Annotated in this window: 14 protein-coding genes and 1 pseudogene; 11 read left to right on the forward strand and 4 right to left on the reverse strand. The window is 58.2% G+C overall.

Annotated features, from left to right (window positions below; translation table 11 throughout):
• Position 1 precedes the first annotated feature (1 nt).
• From NCT04_RS02935 to NCT04_RS02970, 8 genes and pseudogenes are all read left to right on the forward strand, one after another.
• The gene (locus NCT04_RS02935; protein ID WP_250463365.1) at positions 2 to 2,458 is read left to right on the forward strand and encodes a M23 family metallopeptidase; all 2,457 of its coding nucleotides are present in this window, start codon (positions 2 to 4) and stop codon (positions 2,456 to 2,458) included.
• Positions 2,451 to 3,095 (forward strand): hypothetical protein, encoded by a 645-nt coding sequence (locus NCT04_RS02940; RefSeq protein WP_250463368.1) that lies wholly within the window; start codon positions 2,451 to 2,453, stop codon positions 3,093 to 3,095. The genes NCT04_RS02935 and NCT04_RS02940 overlap by 8 nt, the downstream gene beginning before the upstream one ends.
• 344 nt (positions 3,096 to 3,439) lie before the next feature.
• Positions 3,440 to 3,913 carry a hypothetical protein gene (locus tag NCT04_RS02945; protein ID WP_250463370.1) on the forward strand — a complete coding sequence of 158 codons (474 nt, stop codon included), beginning with the start codon at positions 3,440 to 3,442 and terminating at the stop codon, positions 3,911 to 3,913.
• A 1,451-nt stretch (positions 3,914 to 5,364) separates the two neighbouring features.
• Positions 5,365 to 5,625: a PAAR domain-containing protein gene (locus tag NCT04_RS02950; RefSeq protein ID WP_250463372.1), complete on the forward strand. Its 261-nt coding sequence runs from the start codon at positions 5,365 to 5,367 to the stop codon at positions 5,623 to 5,625.
• Between the two features lie 3 nt (positions 5,626 to 5,628).
• On the forward strand, positions 5,629 to 6,951 hold the full coding sequence (locus NCT04_RS02955; protein WP_250463374.1) for a KPHS_23130 family T6SS system protein: 1,323 nt from the start codon (positions 5,629 to 5,631) through the stop codon (positions 6,949 to 6,951).
• Entirely contained in the window at positions 6,908 to 10,465 is a 3,558-nt protein-coding gene (locus tag NCT04_RS02960) for an ImcF-related family protein (protein ID WP_250463376.1), read from the forward strand. The genes NCT04_RS02955 and NCT04_RS02960 overlap by 44 nt, the downstream gene beginning before the upstream one ends.
• A gap of 14 nt (positions 10,466 to 10,479) precedes the next feature.
• A complete protein-coding gene (gene tssF / locus NCT04_RS02965; protein ID WP_250463377.1) occupies positions 10,480 to 12,339 on the forward strand; it encodes a type VI secretion system baseplate subunit TssF in 1,860 nt (619 codons plus the stop codon).
• A pseudogene (locus tag NCT04_RS02970) lies at positions 12,303 to 12,887 on the forward strand (type VI secretion system baseplate subunit TssG); the annotation flags it as partial. The gene tssF and the pseudogene NCT04_RS02970, both read left to right, overlap by 37 nt.
• 332 nt (positions 12,888 to 13,219) lie before the next feature.
• On the opposite strand, the gene NCT04_RS02975 reads toward NCT04_RS02970, so the two are convergent.
• The 4 genes from NCT04_RS02975 to NCT04_RS02990 form a co-directional block, all read right to left on the reverse strand.
• On the reverse strand, positions 13,220 to 14,002 hold the full coding sequence (locus tag NCT04_RS02975) for a metal ABC transporter permease (protein WP_244827172.1): 783 nt from the start codon (positions 14,000 to 14,002) through the stop codon (positions 13,220 to 13,222).
• Positions 13,995 to 14,906 carry a metal ABC transporter ATP-binding protein gene (locus NCT04_RS02980; RefSeq protein ID WP_244827173.1) on the reverse strand — a complete coding sequence of 304 codons (912 nt, stop codon included), beginning with the start codon at positions 14,904 to 14,906 and terminating at the stop codon, positions 13,995 to 13,997. Before NCT04_RS02980 ends, NCT04_RS02975 begins: the two co-directional genes overlap by 8 nt.
• On the reverse strand, positions 14,903 to 15,784 hold the full coding sequence (locus NCT04_RS02985) for a metal ABC transporter solute-binding protein (RefSeq protein WP_250463379.1): 882 nt from the start codon (positions 15,782 to 15,784) through the stop codon (positions 14,903 to 14,905). The genes NCT04_RS02980 and NCT04_RS02985 overlap by 4 nt, the downstream gene beginning before the upstream one ends.
• Positions 15,785 to 15,860: 76 nt before the next feature.
• Complete coding sequence (locus NCT04_RS02990; RefSeq protein ID WP_250463381.1) at positions 15,861 to 16,319, reverse strand: Fur family transcriptional regulator; 459 nt, start codon at positions 16,317 to 16,319, stop codon at positions 15,861 to 15,863.
• Between the two features lie 120 nt (positions 16,320 to 16,439).
• On the opposite strand from NCT04_RS02990, the gene NCT04_RS02995 reads away from it, so the two are divergent.
• The 3 genes from NCT04_RS02995 (at position 16,440) to NCT04_RS03005 (ending at position 18,621) form a co-directional block, all read left to right on the forward strand.
• Positions 16,440 to 16,700 carry a hypothetical protein gene (locus tag NCT04_RS02995; protein ID WP_250463383.1) on the forward strand — a complete coding sequence of 87 codons (261 nt, stop codon included), beginning with the start codon at positions 16,440 to 16,442 and terminating at the stop codon, positions 16,698 to 16,700.
• Positions 16,639 to 17,061 (forward strand): hypothetical protein, encoded by a 423-nt coding sequence (locus NCT04_RS03000; protein WP_250463385.1) that lies wholly within the window; start codon positions 16,639 to 16,641, stop codon positions 17,059 to 17,061. The genes NCT04_RS02995 and NCT04_RS03000 overlap by 62 nt, the downstream gene beginning before the upstream one ends.
• Positions 17,062 to 17,259: 198 nt before the next feature.
• Complete coding sequence (locus tag NCT04_RS03005) at positions 17,260 to 18,621, forward strand: ABC transporter substrate-binding protein (protein ID WP_244827176.1); 1,362 nt, start codon at positions 17,260 to 17,262, stop codon at positions 18,619 to 18,621.
• The last annotated feature ends 58 nt before the right edge of the window (positions 18,622 to 18,679 follow it).

Genomic DNA, 18,679 nt, shown 5'->3' on the forward strand with positions numbered 1-18,679 from the left:
CATGATTATCAGCCCCCCGTTCCTTCCGGCTGAAGGCCTCACCGTGCCCGCCGAGAAGTGGAAAACCGATCCGATGATGGATGTGGTGGATAAGTTCGAGCTGACCTATAGCGGCGTCTTTCCAATTGCCTCGGATCGTCGCTGGCATTGCGGCATGCATCTGGTGCCTGATTGCGGACTTGGCCAGAAAGAGCCGGTGCGCGCGATTGCTGATGGCGAGGTCGTGGCGTATCGCGTGGCGCAGAATGCAGTATCGGATGGGCAGAAGAAGTCCGATGGCACCAATGCGCTGAACAGCAATACGAGTTTCGTGCTGCTCAAACATACGACCGACACGGGCGAAGGTCGCACGATCACGTTTTATTCGCTGTACATGCACCTGCTCGACCTCGTGAGCATGCAGGGGCTTGTGCCGCAGCTGCAGCCAAGCCAGGCTCCGCAAAACAGTTCGCCTAACGCGCTACCTGCGTGGCTGCTCGCCGAGACCGAAGGCGTTCAACCCGGCGGGAGCAAAAAGGTGTATCGCAAGGATCAGCTCGGCTATGTCGGGAAGTATCACAACGAGACGCATCTGCACTTCGAGATCTTCATGACCGAGGCGGATTTCACGGCGTGGTTTGAGCAGAATGGTCATAAGGTGGCACTGGGAGAGTCGCACCCAGAGACGCCAGCGTCAAAGGACTATTGGGGGCATACGTACTTCGTCATCCCTGAGAAATCCGCATTCGTCAGCGTGCCTCCGGGAATGGCAAGCCTGAACACTGGAGGACACACCCCAAAGCCATTTTTTCCGGCGCTGAATGAGGGCGTCTTGGGCGATGGCAATACGCTGTATGTCCAGACGTATTTCAGTCGCGGCGAGCGGTTCATGCGCGCGTGGATCGATCGGGGCGATGGTACGCTGGTCGCGCTTACGCCGGATGAGCCGATCAAGGATAAGTTCGACGAATACGAGTATCAGTTATACGAACGTGCCACGAAGCTGTACGGAACGTGTCCGAGCGATGGCTACGAGATGCTGCGCTTCGGGCGGATTCTGAGTACGGATACGCCCTCGCTGTCGGCAGAGGCACAGGCGACGTGGCTGGCTGTGCCGTTCGATCAGGGCAAGGTCGGATATATCAATGTGAATCAGCAGACAGTGAAGACACTGTCGGATGCGGATTTCCCGTTCTTTATGGACTGGCAGAAGATCGAGGACGGCAATACGCCTTTTGATCAGGCTGGTCTGTGCGGATATGACGAGCTATGCCGGATCACCGGCGTGAGCGATCTGCAGTCGCCTGATGCGGCTACGCTTCAGGAATTCAGTAAAGAGGAGAGCCTGAAATCGTACGTACAGGGACAGGCGGCGGTACGCGCCAAGCTAAAGGGCTTTATCTGTCACGCGAAGAGCGAGTGGGACGCGAGTAACAATGAAGCTCGATACGGCGGCTTAAAAGAGCCGGAGGGGTTCTTTGGAAAGCGCAAGGATCTCGATCCTGACGGGTACACGCGTTTCATCGAGTTTGTGGAGCAGTCGCAGTTCATGGGGCAAGTGCAGGTGCAGTCGGGTGAGGACAACAAGCTTTGGTTCTTCCATCCGCTTGCGTTTATTCGGCACTTTAGGAAGGGTGGGTGGTTGAGTGCGAATGAATTCAAACGGATTTATTCCGACAACCATTATCCGAGAAATGTCCGCCCTAGCGGAGAAGAGTTGCGGTCTACATATCTAACGCCGCTAAACCTCGCGACAAGGAAGTTTGTCCTTGCAACCCCCTCGCGATTAGCACATTTTTTGGGGCAAGGTGCTGTCGAGAGTGCATGGCTGATGTCAATGCAAGAAACAAGCATGCTAGGAACTGTCACCGCGGGCGCGCTTCACGGTGCCGCAATTAATCCAGCCTCGAAAATATCAGAATCCGATCTCGGGCATTGGTACGGACAAGTGCCGTCAGAAGAAGATCTCTGGTTTAAATCTGAGAAATTCAATAGCCACGGTGGCAGGGTAGCGGGTAGCTACGACTGGAAAAATGGAAACTGTGACAAGGATGATGCTCAAAAATTTCGCGGGCGTGGATTTAAGCAACTTACAGGCAGGAGCAATTACGCAAGTTACTGGCTGTTTCGGGGCTGGATTACGCGTTCTTCATTTACGGATTCATGGTGGAATGATGCAGCATTCAGGCGGCATGATCGAAACGGCATGACAAAAACTCCAGCGAATATTGAGGACCCACATAGAGTCGCCTTTATCGAAAATTGCATCGATAGCGGAGCATTCTATATACGTGTTGAGCGGCCAAAAGTGGTGCAAGAAATTGATCGCGATACTTTGCGTGCTGCGAGTAACGATCAAGAAAGAAATAGTGAACGAGAGATTTCTAGAGCAGTCACCTATGCGATCAATGGTGGCTACATTGATGACGCGCGTAGATTAGAATATACGCATGCAGCAAAGGAGATTATTTGTGACTAGGAAGTATATTCTTTTATTGTTAATCGGATTCTTGTCGCTAAGTTCGGGTTCGATAATGGCGGAAGGCCAGTATGAGGTTCAAGGCGACGCCATTCGATTATTCAATCACGCTACGACTACTCAGTTGTGTAAATTGGACGCACCAGCTATTTATGCAACAGAAACTTACGACGAGGCTGCAATCATTGTCTCCGGTCGCGGATATGTAGAAAAAAAAGATCTTGAAGATTGCTCCGATAATAAAAAAATACATGTACATAATATTCCGGGACATGTTGGTGTTCTAACAGATGTCAATGTTGAGCAAAAGCTCTACGTTGCGCTGGATTTTGTGACAGTGCAGCCCTATACATGGCTGGCGACCATTGCTAAGCTTGGTACGTCAAAAAATTTAGTCTCTCTCCGTGGCGCTTATATTCCCAGGCAGTCGCTTTCCAATATGAAGAAGTTTTCATTTGGAGGCAGTGGTGATGCTGGTAGTTCTATCATTTCCTTAGATGGTAAATTTGTTGCACCGAACGGAGAAGTTGGTTGCGAGGAAAACTCTTACCCAGGTGTTTGGGACATATTAAAAAATGAGCGGGTTGTCACTGACAGTAGTGCATGTAGTTCATTATTTGGCAAAAAACCTAAATGAGGTATACGTCGTCCTTCAACGAAAGGTGAACAAAAAGCAAGAGGATTCGGCGATGCTTGAGTAATTTTCGTCAGCAGCACATATATCGATTGATGAATCTTGTTGATGGACTTAGTCAAAATAGAAGTGCTTGCCTCAACAGCGTAGAGATTATTCAGCGGATAACGTAGGTTTCGTCAATCGACTTGTCAACGGTGGCCCGAATGCTTACAACGAAAGACAGGCTTATACAGTGTTTATGCTGAACCAATTATGGGATGCGATGCCTGACTTCTTCCCTGAGTTGCTGACGCCCGCTCACCGCTCGGCAATAAAGCCGGATCTGACTCGCATAGAGAACTAAATTGAAAATATTAAAACTTTTTATGTTTGTTCTATGGTTTTTTTTGACCGGACCAACTGTCGCAGCGGACCAGTACAAGAATTTTCGTGTGGCTCCTTCTGTGACGACGTCCATTTATCGTGTCGATAGCTCAGTAAAAGTTAAGATTTCGGAGGTAGGTAAAAAAGAACGGTATCAAGTATTGACTTTTGATACCGAAAGCACGCTGCATCTGGCTGTAGCGGACTATGCTTTTAACGGGACGAGGGGCTTTTCCGTGTGGTACCTGGACGAAGGAATGGGTAAAGACACGATCTCAATGGTGTTTCTATTCTCATTGAAACAACATCGATTCGTCGATATTCGGCCCGCTTGTGGGGACGACTTTGTTAACCTTCAAATTGACAACGTCAGACGTGAATTGGTTAGCACGTATTACGAAAGAAACGAAGCCGTGCTGTGTCGAACAAAGTCTAAAACGCTCAGCCCACAATGAAATCCCCGATCCGCTACGGCGACAGAATCGAACACAGCGGCGAAGTCACGAGCGACTCGCGTCCAAAAACAATTTAAGACACGTTATTTTTTGCGGCTCTGCTTGCTTGCTCAGCTTCTGTTTTCTCAGCGAGCCCAAACAGTAGCGGCGATGCTTTTTCGCAATGTATGGCTCGCACAAGTAACGATAGGCTAACCTGTGGTTCTGGATGCGGAATGATTTTGCATCAGTACTACGAGGAGGGGGTATCCGAATTGAATCGGAATTCCGAAAAAATTGTTTTGCAGATAAATAATGTCAGTTCCTCATGCGTAACGGTTGCGGAGGATTATCTGAGTATATTTTCGCAAGCATCCGAACGTATTAAAAAGGAAGCAGCGGATCAACCAGGTTGGTTGGAAGATAAGCTAGATTTACATTTCGCAAAACAACAGCTAGCCACACTTAAGCTGCTCTTGAAAGAGTGTAGATAAGAATCATGCGTTGTCCCCCTTCCTTACGGCCGAAGGCCTTACCATGCCTGCTGAGAAGTGGAAAACCGATCCGATATCAGATACTTCTCACGGGCGATCGTACTTCGGGTACAAATTCCTCACGGACAATTTTTGAGGGGCGCGCTGGTGGGAGTTGGTGCGTCGTACTTACGTCACCGCCTGTTGCCAGTCTCTCTCCGGTGAGCCAACGTAGTGTGACTGCAAACCCAATACGATGGAAAACATAGACGCAGGCATCACCTGGCTATCCGGAAACTCACGTAATCTATGTTTGGAGTCAAGCGAGTCACATTTATAAGCCATCGCAATGCTATTTAGTATTAGGTGGAAAGAGACAAAAATATTAGTTGCTCAAACGCGTATAGATGACTGCGTATCGACTAGGAACGGCAGGGTTGGAGCTGTTTAATTTACGTAAACGCAAAGACGGAGCCTCGGTCCTCCGGATCGAGCCGAGTGAAAAATAAGTTATGATATTAAAACTGATAAAGGTGCTTTCCCTTCTATCGCTTTTCATCCCGATGGTAGCCCATTGCGATGCACTTGCGGATGTTTATTGCTTCTCATCAGACACTAAGGGCATTGAAGACTTCGAATTTCGCATGTTCTTCGATCAGTCAACGAAATTTTCAAGCGGGTTTGTTCGATATCAGAATTCGAAATCTGTAATTCCGCTGGTACTGAAATCTGCTGACGAACAGACGTTGAGTGCAGGTAGGCCGGACGAATTAACCTCGACGTGGCTTGAATTTAATCGCGGAAAGATTACCGGTGAATACGAAATGGTAAGTCAAGGAGCCAACATTTATTCAATGGTATATACAAATTATGGTACACGGAAAAAGTCAAGCTTTATTCTTGATCCAAACGTCACCCCTAGCCTTGAGAAGGGTTGTCAGTGGTAGCTTTCTGTAATGCGTGTCCTCAAGTTGGGCATGCAAATAAAAAGGTTTGCAAATGAAATCCCCCATCCGCTACGGCGACAAACTTGAGCACGGCGGCGAAGTCACAAGCGGCTCGCCGTTCAGCACGTTCATGGGCCGCGCACTCGCGCGCCGCGACGACAGCGCCCAATGCGACCTCCACGGTCAAACCACGATTGCCGAGGGCGACGAACGGTTCCCCGATCGCGACGGCAAGCCCTACGCGATGCAGGATCATCGCTGCGCGTGCGGCTGTCGCCTTATCTCATCCTTGCAGAACGTGAACTTCGCGTAATACATGCCGGTTGATCTGTCCGACATCGGTGAGCCTTATCCGTATCCGGCACATGGCCCGCGCCTGCTGCCGTGGCTCGGTATCTGGCTTACGTGCTGCGCGGTGGGCGCGCCGCTTATCCTGCTGATGTGGCCATCGAGTGAACCCGCGAGCGGCGCTGCGTTCTGGGTCGCTGTGATTGGCGGCCCGCACGCGGTGTTCCTCGGCCTGTTGTGCTTCGCGCGCATCGCATATGAAGCGATGTGGCACTACGCGCACAACTGCAACACAGCGCGCGCCGCGCGGCTCGCTGCGCGTCTGCGCATCGCGCAAAAGCGCTTGCAGGTACTGGGCGTGGGTTACTGCGTGCCATCCGTGACGTCCAAGTTGAGCGCAATCGTCACCATGACGACGCCGCTGTTCAAATCGCAAATGCCACGCAGCGGAGCGGGGCTCGTCGTTCACAACCGCTTCGACGATGAAGCGTGGTCTGAAGAGCCGCAGCCCGAGCCCGAGGACAATGAGGACCAGGCGAACGAAGAGCATGATCAAGCATGCGAAGCCGTACCTAAAATCGCCACCGTCGTACTGAAGCTCGTCGATGCACTCGCGCCGCTGATTCCGGCGCTGCAAGCGCTCGCGCAATATGGTCCGCAATACGCACCGCTCGCGCGCGTGCTGGCGCATCCCGACGAAATGGACCTGCGCACACAGCAAGCGCGCGATGCGTTGCGCATCGCAGGCGCGCCCGCACTCGAATGCGCGGCTGAGCCAGCGCCGCACAATCTGATGCTGGCCGACGCTTGGCTCGACTCGCGCGAGCGTCGCGCGTTGTTGATTCTGGCCTTCGCCTGGCATGACGCCGATCCGCCCGCCAACAGCAGCGAAGCGGCTGTTGCGGTGCTGCTGAGTCCGGGCTTCTATCAACTTCCCGAGCCGATACGTGTGCTTGCGACCTTACACCGCCCGGTCGAGGAACTGGCCGGCGTCGAGTCGCTGCGCGATCTCATTTGCAACACAACGATATGGGGCAAGGCCGAACCTCAGACCATCACACGTGCGTGGCTCACGCGTCTCGAGCGCAATCACGACAGCACGCTACTCGATACGCTCAAACAAGCCTCTTTCACCGGCATCGCCACCCGCGAATCGCATGGCCGTCTGGATCGCGTATTGGGCAATGCAGGCGCAGCAAACGCATGGCTTTCCATCGCAGCCGCGATCGAATCGCGTTTGGCAGGCCCACACCTGATTGTCGATCGCTTGCAGTCTGCCATTCTCTACGTCAACACGAATCCTTTGCATGACCACACCGAGTACGCCGGGCAACAACCTGAAAGCGCTTGAATCGAAAGCTTCCACATCACTATCGTCTGGTTTCCTTATCATTTGGGGCGTCGCGCTGGGCGCTTTCCTGATCGCTGCGCTTTTGGGTGCGCTCGCATGGTGGGGACGTGCCGACATCACCGGTCTCACGTCGCTGGAAATGCGCATTTCTGCGTTGCTCAGGATCGTTCTTGTGCTTGCGGTCGTGTTGGTTGTGCACGCGGGGGCGCTGTGGCTCGGTCTGTACAGGAAGTTCGCGCGATGGATCGGCGATATCGGTGAAAGTGGCAAAGCGACGCGTTCCGCGAAAGCGCAGAAGCGCGATCCTCGTCTGCAATTGCTGTGCGACGAACTGCGCGTCTCGATCGGATGGCGCTGGCGAAGCGCGATGCCGTGGCTCATGCTCACGGGCGAAGAAGCGCTCGTCGATGAAGTCGCGCCCGGTCTCAAGCAATCGGCCGTACTGCGGGTGGGCGATACGATCCTCGTGCATGCCGCGCCCGATGGCATCGACCCTGAAACGTGGCGCACTCAGCTTCGCCGTTTGCGCCGCGCGCGCCCGGTAGATGCCGTCATTCCCGTGATGCAGGCCAGCGAAGCGCTGCCGGTGAATGAGGAGCGGCCCCGTGCGCTCTCGAATCTGGCGCGTGAGTTGGGCTGGGCAGCCCCGGTGACGTTGCTGCACACGGTGAGCGTACGCGGCGAGCGCCCTGACGAATTTCATGCGCTGGGCGCATTCATTCCGACGCCGTTGAACGCGGACACGCAAGCATCGACCAACTTGTTGACGCACGAACTGAGCGTGATCGAAAAGGCGGCAGCGGACGTTGGCGTGGCGCTATTGGGCAACGCGAAGCCGGTTTGGTATCTGGCCGAAATATCGCAGTATCTCGATGTGCGGCGCGAGCAAATCGTGAGCGCATGGCAAACGTTATGTGCATCGAAGTGGCGTCGTGCATCGCTCGCGGGCGTTATGTTTGCGCCGGTCTATGCGACGCCCGCCGTTCCGACGCCAATTCCTGCACACGAGGAAGATGTTGCGCAGGAAGTGGCCGAACGGATTGCGAACAAGACGACAGTGCCGCGTGAGCAACCGCGCGCGCTGCTGCCAATCTGGCGTGAAATCGGCGCACGCGTCGATCCGCGCAAAGGACGGCGTATCGGCTTTTATTGGCCGAACGCGCTGGCGGCTCTGGTGATGATCGGCGCCATCGCCTGGTGCGCGGCGATGACGATCTCGTTCATCGGCAACCGCTCCCTCGTTCAGGATGCGCGCAGTACGGTCGATGCGGCGCTCGCCGTTCAACCGAACACCTCTGCCGCTTTACGCAGGCAACTCGACCTTCAACAGCAAATCGAGAAGCTCGAATACCGCCAGCAGCACGGTGCACCGTGGTATCTGCGCGCGGGCCTGAATCGCAATGACGAATTGTTGGCCGCACTCTGGCAACCGTATTCGACGATCGCCGCACGAAACCTGCGCGATCCGATTGGACGTCACCTCGAAGCATCGCTCACGCAGTTATCGCAAGCCCGCGCCGACGCTTTGCCTAACGCCGACGAGCAACAACGCGATTACGACGCGCTTAAAGCCTATCTGATGCTCGCTGACCCGAAGCACGCCGATGCCGCGTTCCTGTCCAGGCAACTCCCAAGCGCATGGCCCGCGAACCCAGACATGCGCACCGGCGAGTGGCTCGATCTCTCGCAGCGCCTCGCCTCCTTCTATGCCAATCATCTCCGCGCGCATCCCGAATGGCGTCTCAGCGGATCAAGCGATCTCGTCGGCATGGCGCGTAACACGCTGGTCAACCAGATCGGTCTGCAAAACTCCGATGACACGCTCTATCAATCCGTGATCGCGCAGGTGAAAGGCAAGTACGCGGATATGACCTTGCCGACACTGCTCAACGGCGCGGACGCGCGCGGCCTGTTCGCATCGGCGCATACGGTTCCCGGCGTCTATACGCGCGCCGCGTGGGACGGGATCGTGAGCGATGCCATCGACAAGGCCGCGAAGGAAGGCCGCGTCAGCGCCGATTGGGTGCTCGCCGATGCACGCGCCGCACGTGTGCCCGGTGCGGCGCTCGAAGCGCAGCAGGACATGGAGGAAGTGCGCCTGCGCCTGCGGGCGCGCTACTTCTCCGAATACGCCGCCGCGTGGCAGTCGATGCTAAACAGCATCCAGTGGCAGCCTGCCACGAACTTGAGTGCAGCGATCAGCCAGCTTACGCGCCTGACCGATGCGCAGACATCACCGTTGATCGCGCTGATGAAGTCGGTCGAATATCAGGCCGGAGCGGGCCGTCCGTCGCAGGCGCTGCCCGACACGCTGGTGCGCAAGGCTCAGGACATGATCGGTACAAAGACGAACAACCCGAGCGAACCGATCGTCAATCCACTCGACAAACCCTTCGGCCCGCTGCTCGCGCTGATGGGCGATGACGTGATGACAGGCGCCAAAGCCAACAGCAGATCCGGCAGCAAAAACGCAGCCGACTTCAGCGGCGTCAGCCTCGCGCACTTTCTGACAGTCGCCACCACCATGCGCCTAAAGCTGCAACAGATCGCCACCGGCGCGGATGCGCAGGCGATGGCGCGTCAAATGGCGCAGGCCGTGTTTCAGGGCAAGCTCTCCGAACTCACGCAGGCGCGGGACGATGCCGCACTCACCGCCGCGAGCCTCGGCTCGCAATGGTCAGGCTTCGGTGACGCGCTGTTCGCTCGTCCGCTCGATGTGGCATGGCAAACGATTCTGCAACCCGCCGCGGCCAGTCTGAACGACCTGTGGCGCTCGGCAGTGGCCGCACCGTTCGCCAGTTCATTCGACGGCCATTACCCGTTCGCCGACACGGATGCCGACGCGTCCTTCGTCGAACTTGGCCGCTACATCAAGCCCGATACGGGGCTGATCTGGCGCTTCGTGACGACGCAACTCGCCGGTATCTTGCAGCAGCAAGGCAACGCATGGGTCCCGAACGACCTCGCCCCGCAAGCGCTGCAGTTCGATCCCGAGTTCCTGTCGGCGCTGCGCCAGTTATCGACGCTGGGCGCGCAACTCTACACGCAGGGCGATGCGAACTATCGGTTCCAGCTCATGCCGCATCCGACGCCTGAGGTAACGCGCAATGTGCTGACGATCGATGGCACGAAGATCGAGTACTTCAACCAGTTGGAGCAGTACACGTCGATCGTGTGGCCGAGCAACGGTCAGAATGGGCGCACGACGCTGACGTGGGAATCGGATACGGCGGGCACGCGCATCGCGTTCCAGGCGAATGGTGACTGGGCGCTGTTGCGTCTGCTTGGCACCGCCAAAGTAAAGCCGCTCGACAGCACAAGCTACGCGTTGACCTTCAATCAGGACAGCGGCTTTCCGCTGCACTACGACCTGAAGGCACAGGTTGGCGCGGGACCGCTCGATCTGCTCAAGCTGCGCGGTTTCAAGATGCCGCAGCGCGTGTTTATCGTCGGCAAGGGCGGCGTGGTCGCAGGAACGCCCGTGCTGCCGCCGCTGCCACCCGAGTTGCAGTAACCCGTTTGAACAGAATGAAGCACGACACCACCAGCGGCATCGAACCCGACTTCCCGCCATCTCGCCAGGATCAGGACCCAGTTCTGCGCTACTACGAAGCCGAGATGCGCTATCTGCGCGAGTCGGGCCGCGAGTTCGCGCGCGCTCATCCCGACCGCGCCCGCATGCTCAATCTCGATCGCGTCGGTGACCGCGATCCGTACGTCGAACGCTTATACGAAGGCTTCGCGTTCCTCACCGGCCGCTTGCAGCAGAAACTCGACGACGAACTCCCCGAACTGACCGAAGGACTCGTGAGCCTGCTATGGCCGCATTACCTGCGCATGATCCCGTCGCTGTCGATCGTCGAATTGATCCCGCGTATGGAGAAACACGAGCGCACCGAACAAGTGCCCGCAGGCGTAACGGTCCGATCCAAACCGATTCCGGTGACCCGAGACGCATCGGACGGTATTACGCAGAAGAACGTCCAATGCCTGTATCGCACGACGCAGCCGGTGGACTTGCACCCCGTGCGTCTGGAGCAGGCGGGACCGGGCGTGCGTCACGATGGCCGCTCGATCATCCGGCTTGCCTTCAGACTCGATGCCGCCGCCAAGCGCAACGAAACCGACCTCTCGCGCCTGCGCCTGCACCTGAGCGCCGATCAGGCCGTCGCGTTCGCCATGCACCTCGCGCTCACGCGACACGTGCATGCGATCGACTGGCGTATCCCTGAAGTGCGCGATGGCGAAGCTCTACCGCTCGATGGCGTGACGATCGAACCGGCTGGCTTCTCGCCCGAAGAACGCCTTTGGCCCAAGTCCGACGCGGCGTTCGCGGGCTATCAACTGCTGCTCGAATACTTCACGTTCCGCGAAAAATTCCTGTTCGTCGATATCTGCGGTCTCGACGTGAACGAGCTGCCGGAACGCTCCACGCATTTCGAACTGGACATCGTGCTGAAAGAAACCTATCCGCACGACATGCGCTTCAGCAAAGACAACGTGCGGCTGTTCTGCACGCCGGTAATCAATCTGTTCGAACTGGACGCCGAACCGCTCGTGATCGACCATCATGAAACGGAATACCGCGTAATTCCGGCGAGCCATCAGGGCGAGCACATCGAAACCTATTCCGTCGATGGCGTGGTCGGCTTCGATCACGTCACAGCGCAAAGTTTCGAATACGTGCCGTTCTCGAACTTCCGTCATCGCGGCGGCATGATGCGGCACGAGTCGCCCGAGCGCTATTTCCATACGCGCGTGCGCCCCGGCATGGACGGCCTGCATGAGACGTGGCTGATCTTCGGCGGCAACGCATGGGAGTCGATGGAGGACTTGCCGGAAGAAAGCGTGTCACTGCGCGTGACCGGCACGAATGGCCTGTTGCCGCGCAAGGGCCTGCGTGAAGCACGCATCGACGAAATGGTGGGCGGCGCAGCGGAGCTTGTCGGCGTGAGAAACCTCGTCGCGCCGACGATGCCGCTGTACCCGCCGACCGGCGATCGCTTCCAGTGGCGCGTGCTGTCACACCTCGCGCCCAACTTCCTGTCGATGATGAATGCCGAAGTGTTGCGCGGTGCGCTGGCGCTTTACGACTGGACCAATGACGAACTCAATCGCAGGCGGCTGGCGGGCATTCTGTGGGTATCGGAGACGCTGCTCGAAGAGGTGTCGGGCGGGGCCGTAGAGCGTGGCGTGTTGATCGAAGTGACGATCGATTCGCAGGCGTTCTCGGGTGACGGCGATGTGATGTTGTTCGGCGAACTGCTGCATCGGTTCTTCGAGCTTTACGCGGAGATCAACCTGTTCACGAAGCTCGAGGTCATCAGTCTGCCGACGCAGAAGCGCGTCGAATGGCCGCGCAGCAAGACGTGGCGCTCGCCACTATGAAACCGCGCGATCTGCCCGATATGCAACAGTCGATCGAACCGCTTATCGCGGCTTTGCTCGCACATGCGCCGGCGATGAGCTTCATGCAACTGTACCGATCGCTTGAAGCAAACCACCCCGAGATGGCAAACGGCTTTGGCTCTTGCGAGCGAGACACGCACGAGCATGAGCCGGTGCGCTTTGGCTCGCATCCCCGCATGGGTTTCCCTGCGGGCGAGATCGAGCGTGTCGGACTCGATGACTCTAGCGATGGCCCGTACGCTGTTCCATTGCCGCCCGTCGTTCGCACGACTTTAATGGGTCTGTACGGTGTCGATGCCGCGATGCCGAGCCATTACCTCGACGATATCGCGCAACGCGAAGAAGGACACGAAGCGGTCGAAGCGTTCCTCGATCAGTTCCATCACCGATTCGTGACGCTGCTGTATCGCACATGGAAGAAGTATCGCTATACCGAAACCTTCCGTTACGGCGGAGCCGATACCCATTCGCAAAACCTGCTCTGTCTTGCCGGTTTCGGTTGGGGCAACAAGCCCGCGCGCGCCGGTGAGCGACGGTGTTGGACGGAAAAAGCCGGACTTTCCTTGTAAATCCCTATCCATGAGGGGTTCAGCCTCAAACCCGTCTTTGCTTTGCAAAGAAAGTAACCCCCTCCGCCGGGCAGGCGGCTACTGAACAAAAACGCAAGAGAGCGGCCCAACTTCTCAACCGCGCCGAATAAAGAATGCAACCCGCTAAGCGGATGGAAGCTGCTTTCCTTGGTAACTTTTTTGCAGCCGCAAAGAAAGCTACCCCCGACCGGAGACGGCTACTAAACCAAAACGTAAGACAACGACAAAACCCCAACCCACCGCGCCCGCAAAAGCAGCAAAAAACCTTCTCAACCCTTCCTCAACAAACTAACCCCATAAACCAAAGCCGCGAGCATCGTAATCCAGAAACTGGTAGGCCAATCCGTGTAATAGGCAAGCGTCAACCCCACCCAAGCCTGCGCGAGCGCAAAAAGACCAGCCAACACCAACCCCGACGACAACCGCGTCGTCAAATTCTGCGCAGCGGCAGCCGGCCCGACCATCAACGCAAAAACGAGCAATACTCCGACGATCTGCGTACAAGCCGCCACCGCCAACGCGGTAATCGCAAGAAACAACGTCGACACGAGCCGCAGCGAAACCCCTTTCGCCTCCGCCAACTCCGGCTGCAGCGAAGCAAACAACAGCGGCCGCATGATCACCGCCAACGCGCCCAGACTCACGACCGCAAGCCCCGCCAGCACGATCAACACGCTATGACTCACGCCCAGCACATTGCCGAACAAGAGAGCCGTAGCCTGCGTCGCATAAGCCGTGAAGAAGTGCAGAAACAACAAACCGAAGCCAAGCGATAGCGACAAAATCACGCCAATCGCCACGTCACGTCCCGCGAGCTTCTCGCCGAGCGCGCCCATGCCGACGCCCGCCGCAAGCGTGACGCCAATCATCCCCCAAAGCGGCGGCAGGCCGATCAACACGGCGCCCGTTGCGCCCGTGAAGCCGACGTGCGACAACGCGTGACCCGCGAACGTCTGCCCGCGCAGCACCAGAAAATAGCCAACGATCCCCGACAGCACCGCGACGATCCCCGACGCCGCGAATGCGTTGACCATGAAGTCGTATTCAAACATTGTGCGTATGCTTTCCCTTCGTGTCGTGACCGTGCGCATGCGCGTGGCCATGACCGTGATCGTGCTCATGCTCGTGCCCATGAGCATGTTCGTCGCCTTCTTCGTGCGCATGATCGAGCTTGTCGATCTCCACATCGCCCGACATCACGAAGATGCGGCCGTTCACGCGCATCACGTCGATCGGCGAGCCATACAGCTTCGACAACACCGGCTTCGAGATGACCTCATCGACCGTGCCGAGCGCCGCGCGTCCATTGCCGAGATACAGCACGCGGTCGAGCGAGTTGAGCAGCGGATTAAGTTCATGCGCCGAGAACAGCACGGTGATGTTCAACTCGCGCTGCACACGCCGCACGAGTTCGACCACGCTCGTCTGATGCCGCGGGTCCAGACTGATGAGCGGTTCATCGAGCAAGAGAAGGCGCGGATCGCCGAGCAGACATTGCGCAAGCAGCAAGCGCTGCCGCTCGCCTCCCGACAACTCGGACAGCGGCCGCCCGGCGAGCTGCACCGCGCCGACGAGATCGAGCACGCGCTCGACATCCGCGCGAATGCGGGCATTGCGATGCGGCACGCCCCAGTGATGTCCGTCCGCCGCCATCGCGACGAAATCGCGGCCCAACACTCGCCGGCCCGCAAGCCCGCTGCGAATCTGCGGCATATAGCCAATGGTCGGATTGCCGCGCACCACCGCCGCGCCGTTCACGCGAATCGTTCCGCCGGCGAGCGGCACGAGGCCGAGCAGCGCGCGCATGAGCGTGGTCTTGCCCGCGCCGTTCGGCCCGAGCACGCCGATGAATTCGCCCGTGTGGACGGTGAAACTTGCGTCGTCGAGGATCGTGCGGCCGCCGAGTTCCAGCGTCACGCGATCGACTTCGAGCGCGGGTCCCGAGTGAACGCTCATCTTTGCCATCCTTGCAAGGCGCCCGATAACGAATCGAGCTGACCCAGCATCCATTGCTGATAGGTCTTGTTGGCAGGCAACGTCTCCGTCACGCTGACGCTAGGCAAATGCGCGTCCTTCGCCACGTTGAGCAGGCGTTTCGTGAGCGCGCCCGTCGCCTGGCTGTTGTAGATGAGCACGTGCACGCGCCGCTCGCTCAGATCCTTTTCGAAAGCGGCGATATCGGCGGGACTCGGCTCGGTCTCGTTCATCTCGGCCATCTGGAAGCGCTGATTGCGCATCTCGAAGCCGATGGCATCGGCCATATAGCCGAACACCGGCTCGGTGGCCGTCACCGGCACGCCCTTGAAGTGTGCGCGCAATTGCGCGACGCTGGCATCGATCGGCTTGAGCGAATTCAGGAAGGTCGCGAGGCGCGCGTCGTAATCGCTCTTGTGGGACGGGTCCGCGCTTACGAGATACTGGCTCACCGCTTTAGCGACGGCGGGCATGGTCGCCGGGTCGTACCAGAGATGCGGATTGTCGCCGGACTTCTTGCCGACGAGCTGCGCCGCGACGATTATCGTGCGCGTGTCGTTCTTTCTCGATGCCGCGAGCAGTTTGTCCATCCATGGATCGTAGTCCGCGCCGTTGTAGACGACCAGCGCCGCGTGCTGAAGCGCACGCGCGGTCTTCGGGCTGGCTTCGAAGAGATGCGGATCTTCATCCGGATTGCTGAGGATGCTCGTCACCTGCACGTGATCGCCGCCGAGCTGGCGGATCACATCGCCATAGAAGTTTTCAGCCGCCACGACGGGCACGCGCGTGGCTTGCGCGAAAGCTCCCTGGCAAAAGCCGAATGCGGCGACGAGGCAGGTGAGGACATGCGCGAGTTTCATCGGGTTCCTTGAGTCGTTGAAGGGCGTGCCGGCGCGGTGCGGCAGGGGCAAGGTTCGTGGCTCGAACGACGTGCGCTCAGGCGTGGCGGTGCTTCTTCTGGCAATCGCTGCACAGTCCGCTCAATTCGACGACCTGATGCCGTACTTCGAAGCCATGCGCAGGCGGCGTGGCCGAAAGCGACGAAGCCAGATCGCGGCCCTGTATTTCGAGCGTGTTGCCGCAGTCGTCGCAGATGAGGAATTGGCTTTCGTGCGGCTTGCCGGCATCGCAGCAGGCGACGAACGCGTTCTTCGATTCGATGCGATGCACGAAGCCGTTCTCGACCAGGAAGTCGAGCGCGCGATAGACAGTGGTGGGCGGCACGCGCGCGCCGCGCTTCGGCTCCATCGCGTCGATGAGGTCGTAGGCGCCGATCGGCTTGTGCGCCTTCAGCACGAGTTCGTACACGTGCCGGCGCAAGGGTGTGAGCGCGACGCCGCGCTCGCTCGCCAGCGCTTCCGCGCGAGCGAGCATGGTTTCGACGGATGCGGTCATGTTGAGGCTCGGTGTTCGGGTTTGATGCATGACACGGCGTTCATGTCGAATGCCGCATCGGAGAATTCCGAGATGATATAACGTATCAGCGTCGAATGCATCCTTCGGAAGGACCGCTCCTTGAAGCAAGCCGCGGCGCGGCTTTCCGCCGCGGACGCAATTGCGCGTCGCACCATCGAAACTGGTTTTCCCGCCTTGACACTTCTCTACACAACGCCGATCATTCGACCACACAAAGAGCAATTGATCGAAGCCAGAGCGTTCGCTCACTTCGAACCAAACAAAAATCTCGGAGATGTCGGTGAGATTGAGCGACAAGGTGGCGATCATCACGGTTGCCACGAGTGGTATTGGCGAAGCGGTGGCGCGGTCTTTTCTTGAAGAAGGCGCGAAGCTCGTGGTCGAAGACGAGAGTGAACTCCGTCGGCGCTCCGAAGACGCTGGCGAACGCGTGCATGTGTTCGAGCGCATCGTCGCCAAGACCGTCGAGCGTTCCGGCGGTATCGACATTCCCTTCAGTCACGCGGCGCTCATCGACATGCACCCAATCCTCGGCAAATCGCGGGAAATCCACGGCCATGTCTTCGCGGTCAACGACATCATGGCCCGCGAGCTCAGCGTCAAAAAGTGGCAAGCGGACGAGTTGACGGCCCTTGCAGCGCGAGGCGCACCGTCTATAGTGAAACGGCACGATAAGCACGCAAGGGTAGGGCGCAAGACCAAAGAAGGCAGCGAAAGGTAAGAGGCGATACCGCAGCGAAGATTCAAAAGAAAACCCGAAGCAAAACCGGAATCCACGCGATATCCATCGCGCATCCCTGAGGCAGCAGGCAGCGGCACACCGGCGCTTGCGAGACAGGCACCGACGGCATCGAAGACATCGCCGCACGGCCTGTTTCCCGCATGGCGCCCATGCCAACAAAAAAGGAGACGCACCACAATGAAACGCATCCACACTATCGTTCGGACAGAGCCGCGTGCACAGCTTGCCGTGACCGGCGTCGTCGCATCGCTTATCGCGGCAAGCGCGGCCTTCGTGCCGCCTGCGCAAGCAGCGACCACCATCACGGTGGCCACGCTCAACAACCCGGACATGATCGAGCTGAAAAAGCTCTCGCCCGCGTTCGAGAAGGCCAATCCGGACATCCAGCTGAAGTGGGTGATTCTCGAAGAAAACGTGCTGCGTCAGCGCGCCACCACCGACATCACGACCAACAGCGGCCAGTTCGACGTGCTCACCATCGGCACGTACGAAGCGCCGCAGTGGGGCAAGCGTGGCTGGCTCACGCCGATGGCCAATCTGCCCGCGAACTACGATCTCGACGACGTGGTGAAAACCGCCCGCGACGGTCTCTCGTACAACGGCCAGCTCTATGCGCTGCCGTTCTACGTCGAAAGCTCGATGACCTATTACCGTAAGGATCTGTTCGACGCGGCCGGCCTCAAGATGCCCGATCAGCCGACCTACGATCAGATCAAGCAATTCGCCGACAAGCTGACCGACAAGGCCAAGGGCCAATACGGCATCTGCCTGCGCGGCAAGGCAGGCTGGGGCGAGAACATGGCCTTCGTTTCGACGGTGGTGAATACCTTCGGCGGCCGCTGGTTCGACGAACAATGGAAGGCGCAGCTCGATTCGCCCGAATGGCACAAGGCCGTGTCGTTCTATGCGGACTTGCTCAAGGCCGACGGCCCTCCGGGAGCGAGCTCCAACGGCTTCAACGAAAACCTCACGCTGATGTCCTCGGGCAAGTGCGCGATGTGGATCGACGCGACGGTTGCCGCCGGCATGCTTTACAACAAGGCGCAGTCGCAGGTCTCGGACAAGATCGGCTTTGCCGCCGCGCCGATCGCCGTGACGCCGAAGGGCTCGCACTGGCTGTGGTCGTGGTCGCTCGCGATCCCGAAGACGTCGAAGCAGCAGGACGCCGCGAAGAAGTTCGCCGCGTGGGCCACGTCGAAGGAATATATCGAAATGGTCGGCAAGGACGAGGGCTGGGCCTCGGTGCCGCCGGGCACGCGCAAGTCCACCTACGCGCGCCCCGAGTACAAACAGGCCGCGCCGTTCGGCGACTTCGTGCTGGCGGCGATCGAAAGCGCCAATCCGAACGATGCGTCGCTCAAGAAGGTGCCGTATAGCGGCATCCAGTTCGTGGGCATCCCCGAGTTCCAGTCGTTCGGAACGGTGGTGGGTCAGTCGATCGCCGGCGTTGTCGCGAATCAGGGCAGCGTCGATAGCGCGCTCAAGGCCGCCAACGCGGCAGCCGATCGCGCAGTGAAACAGGCGGGCTATCAGAAGTAAGTCACGTAGTTCGCAGGCCGCGCGTCTTCGCCCTCCGAAGATGCGCGGCCGGTCAATC

Origin of the sequence: Caballeronia sp. GAFFF2 (assembly GCF_023631485.1) — a bacterium.
Taxonomy (GTDB): Bacteria; Pseudomonadota; Gammaproteobacteria; order Burkholderiales; family Burkholderiaceae; genus Caballeronia.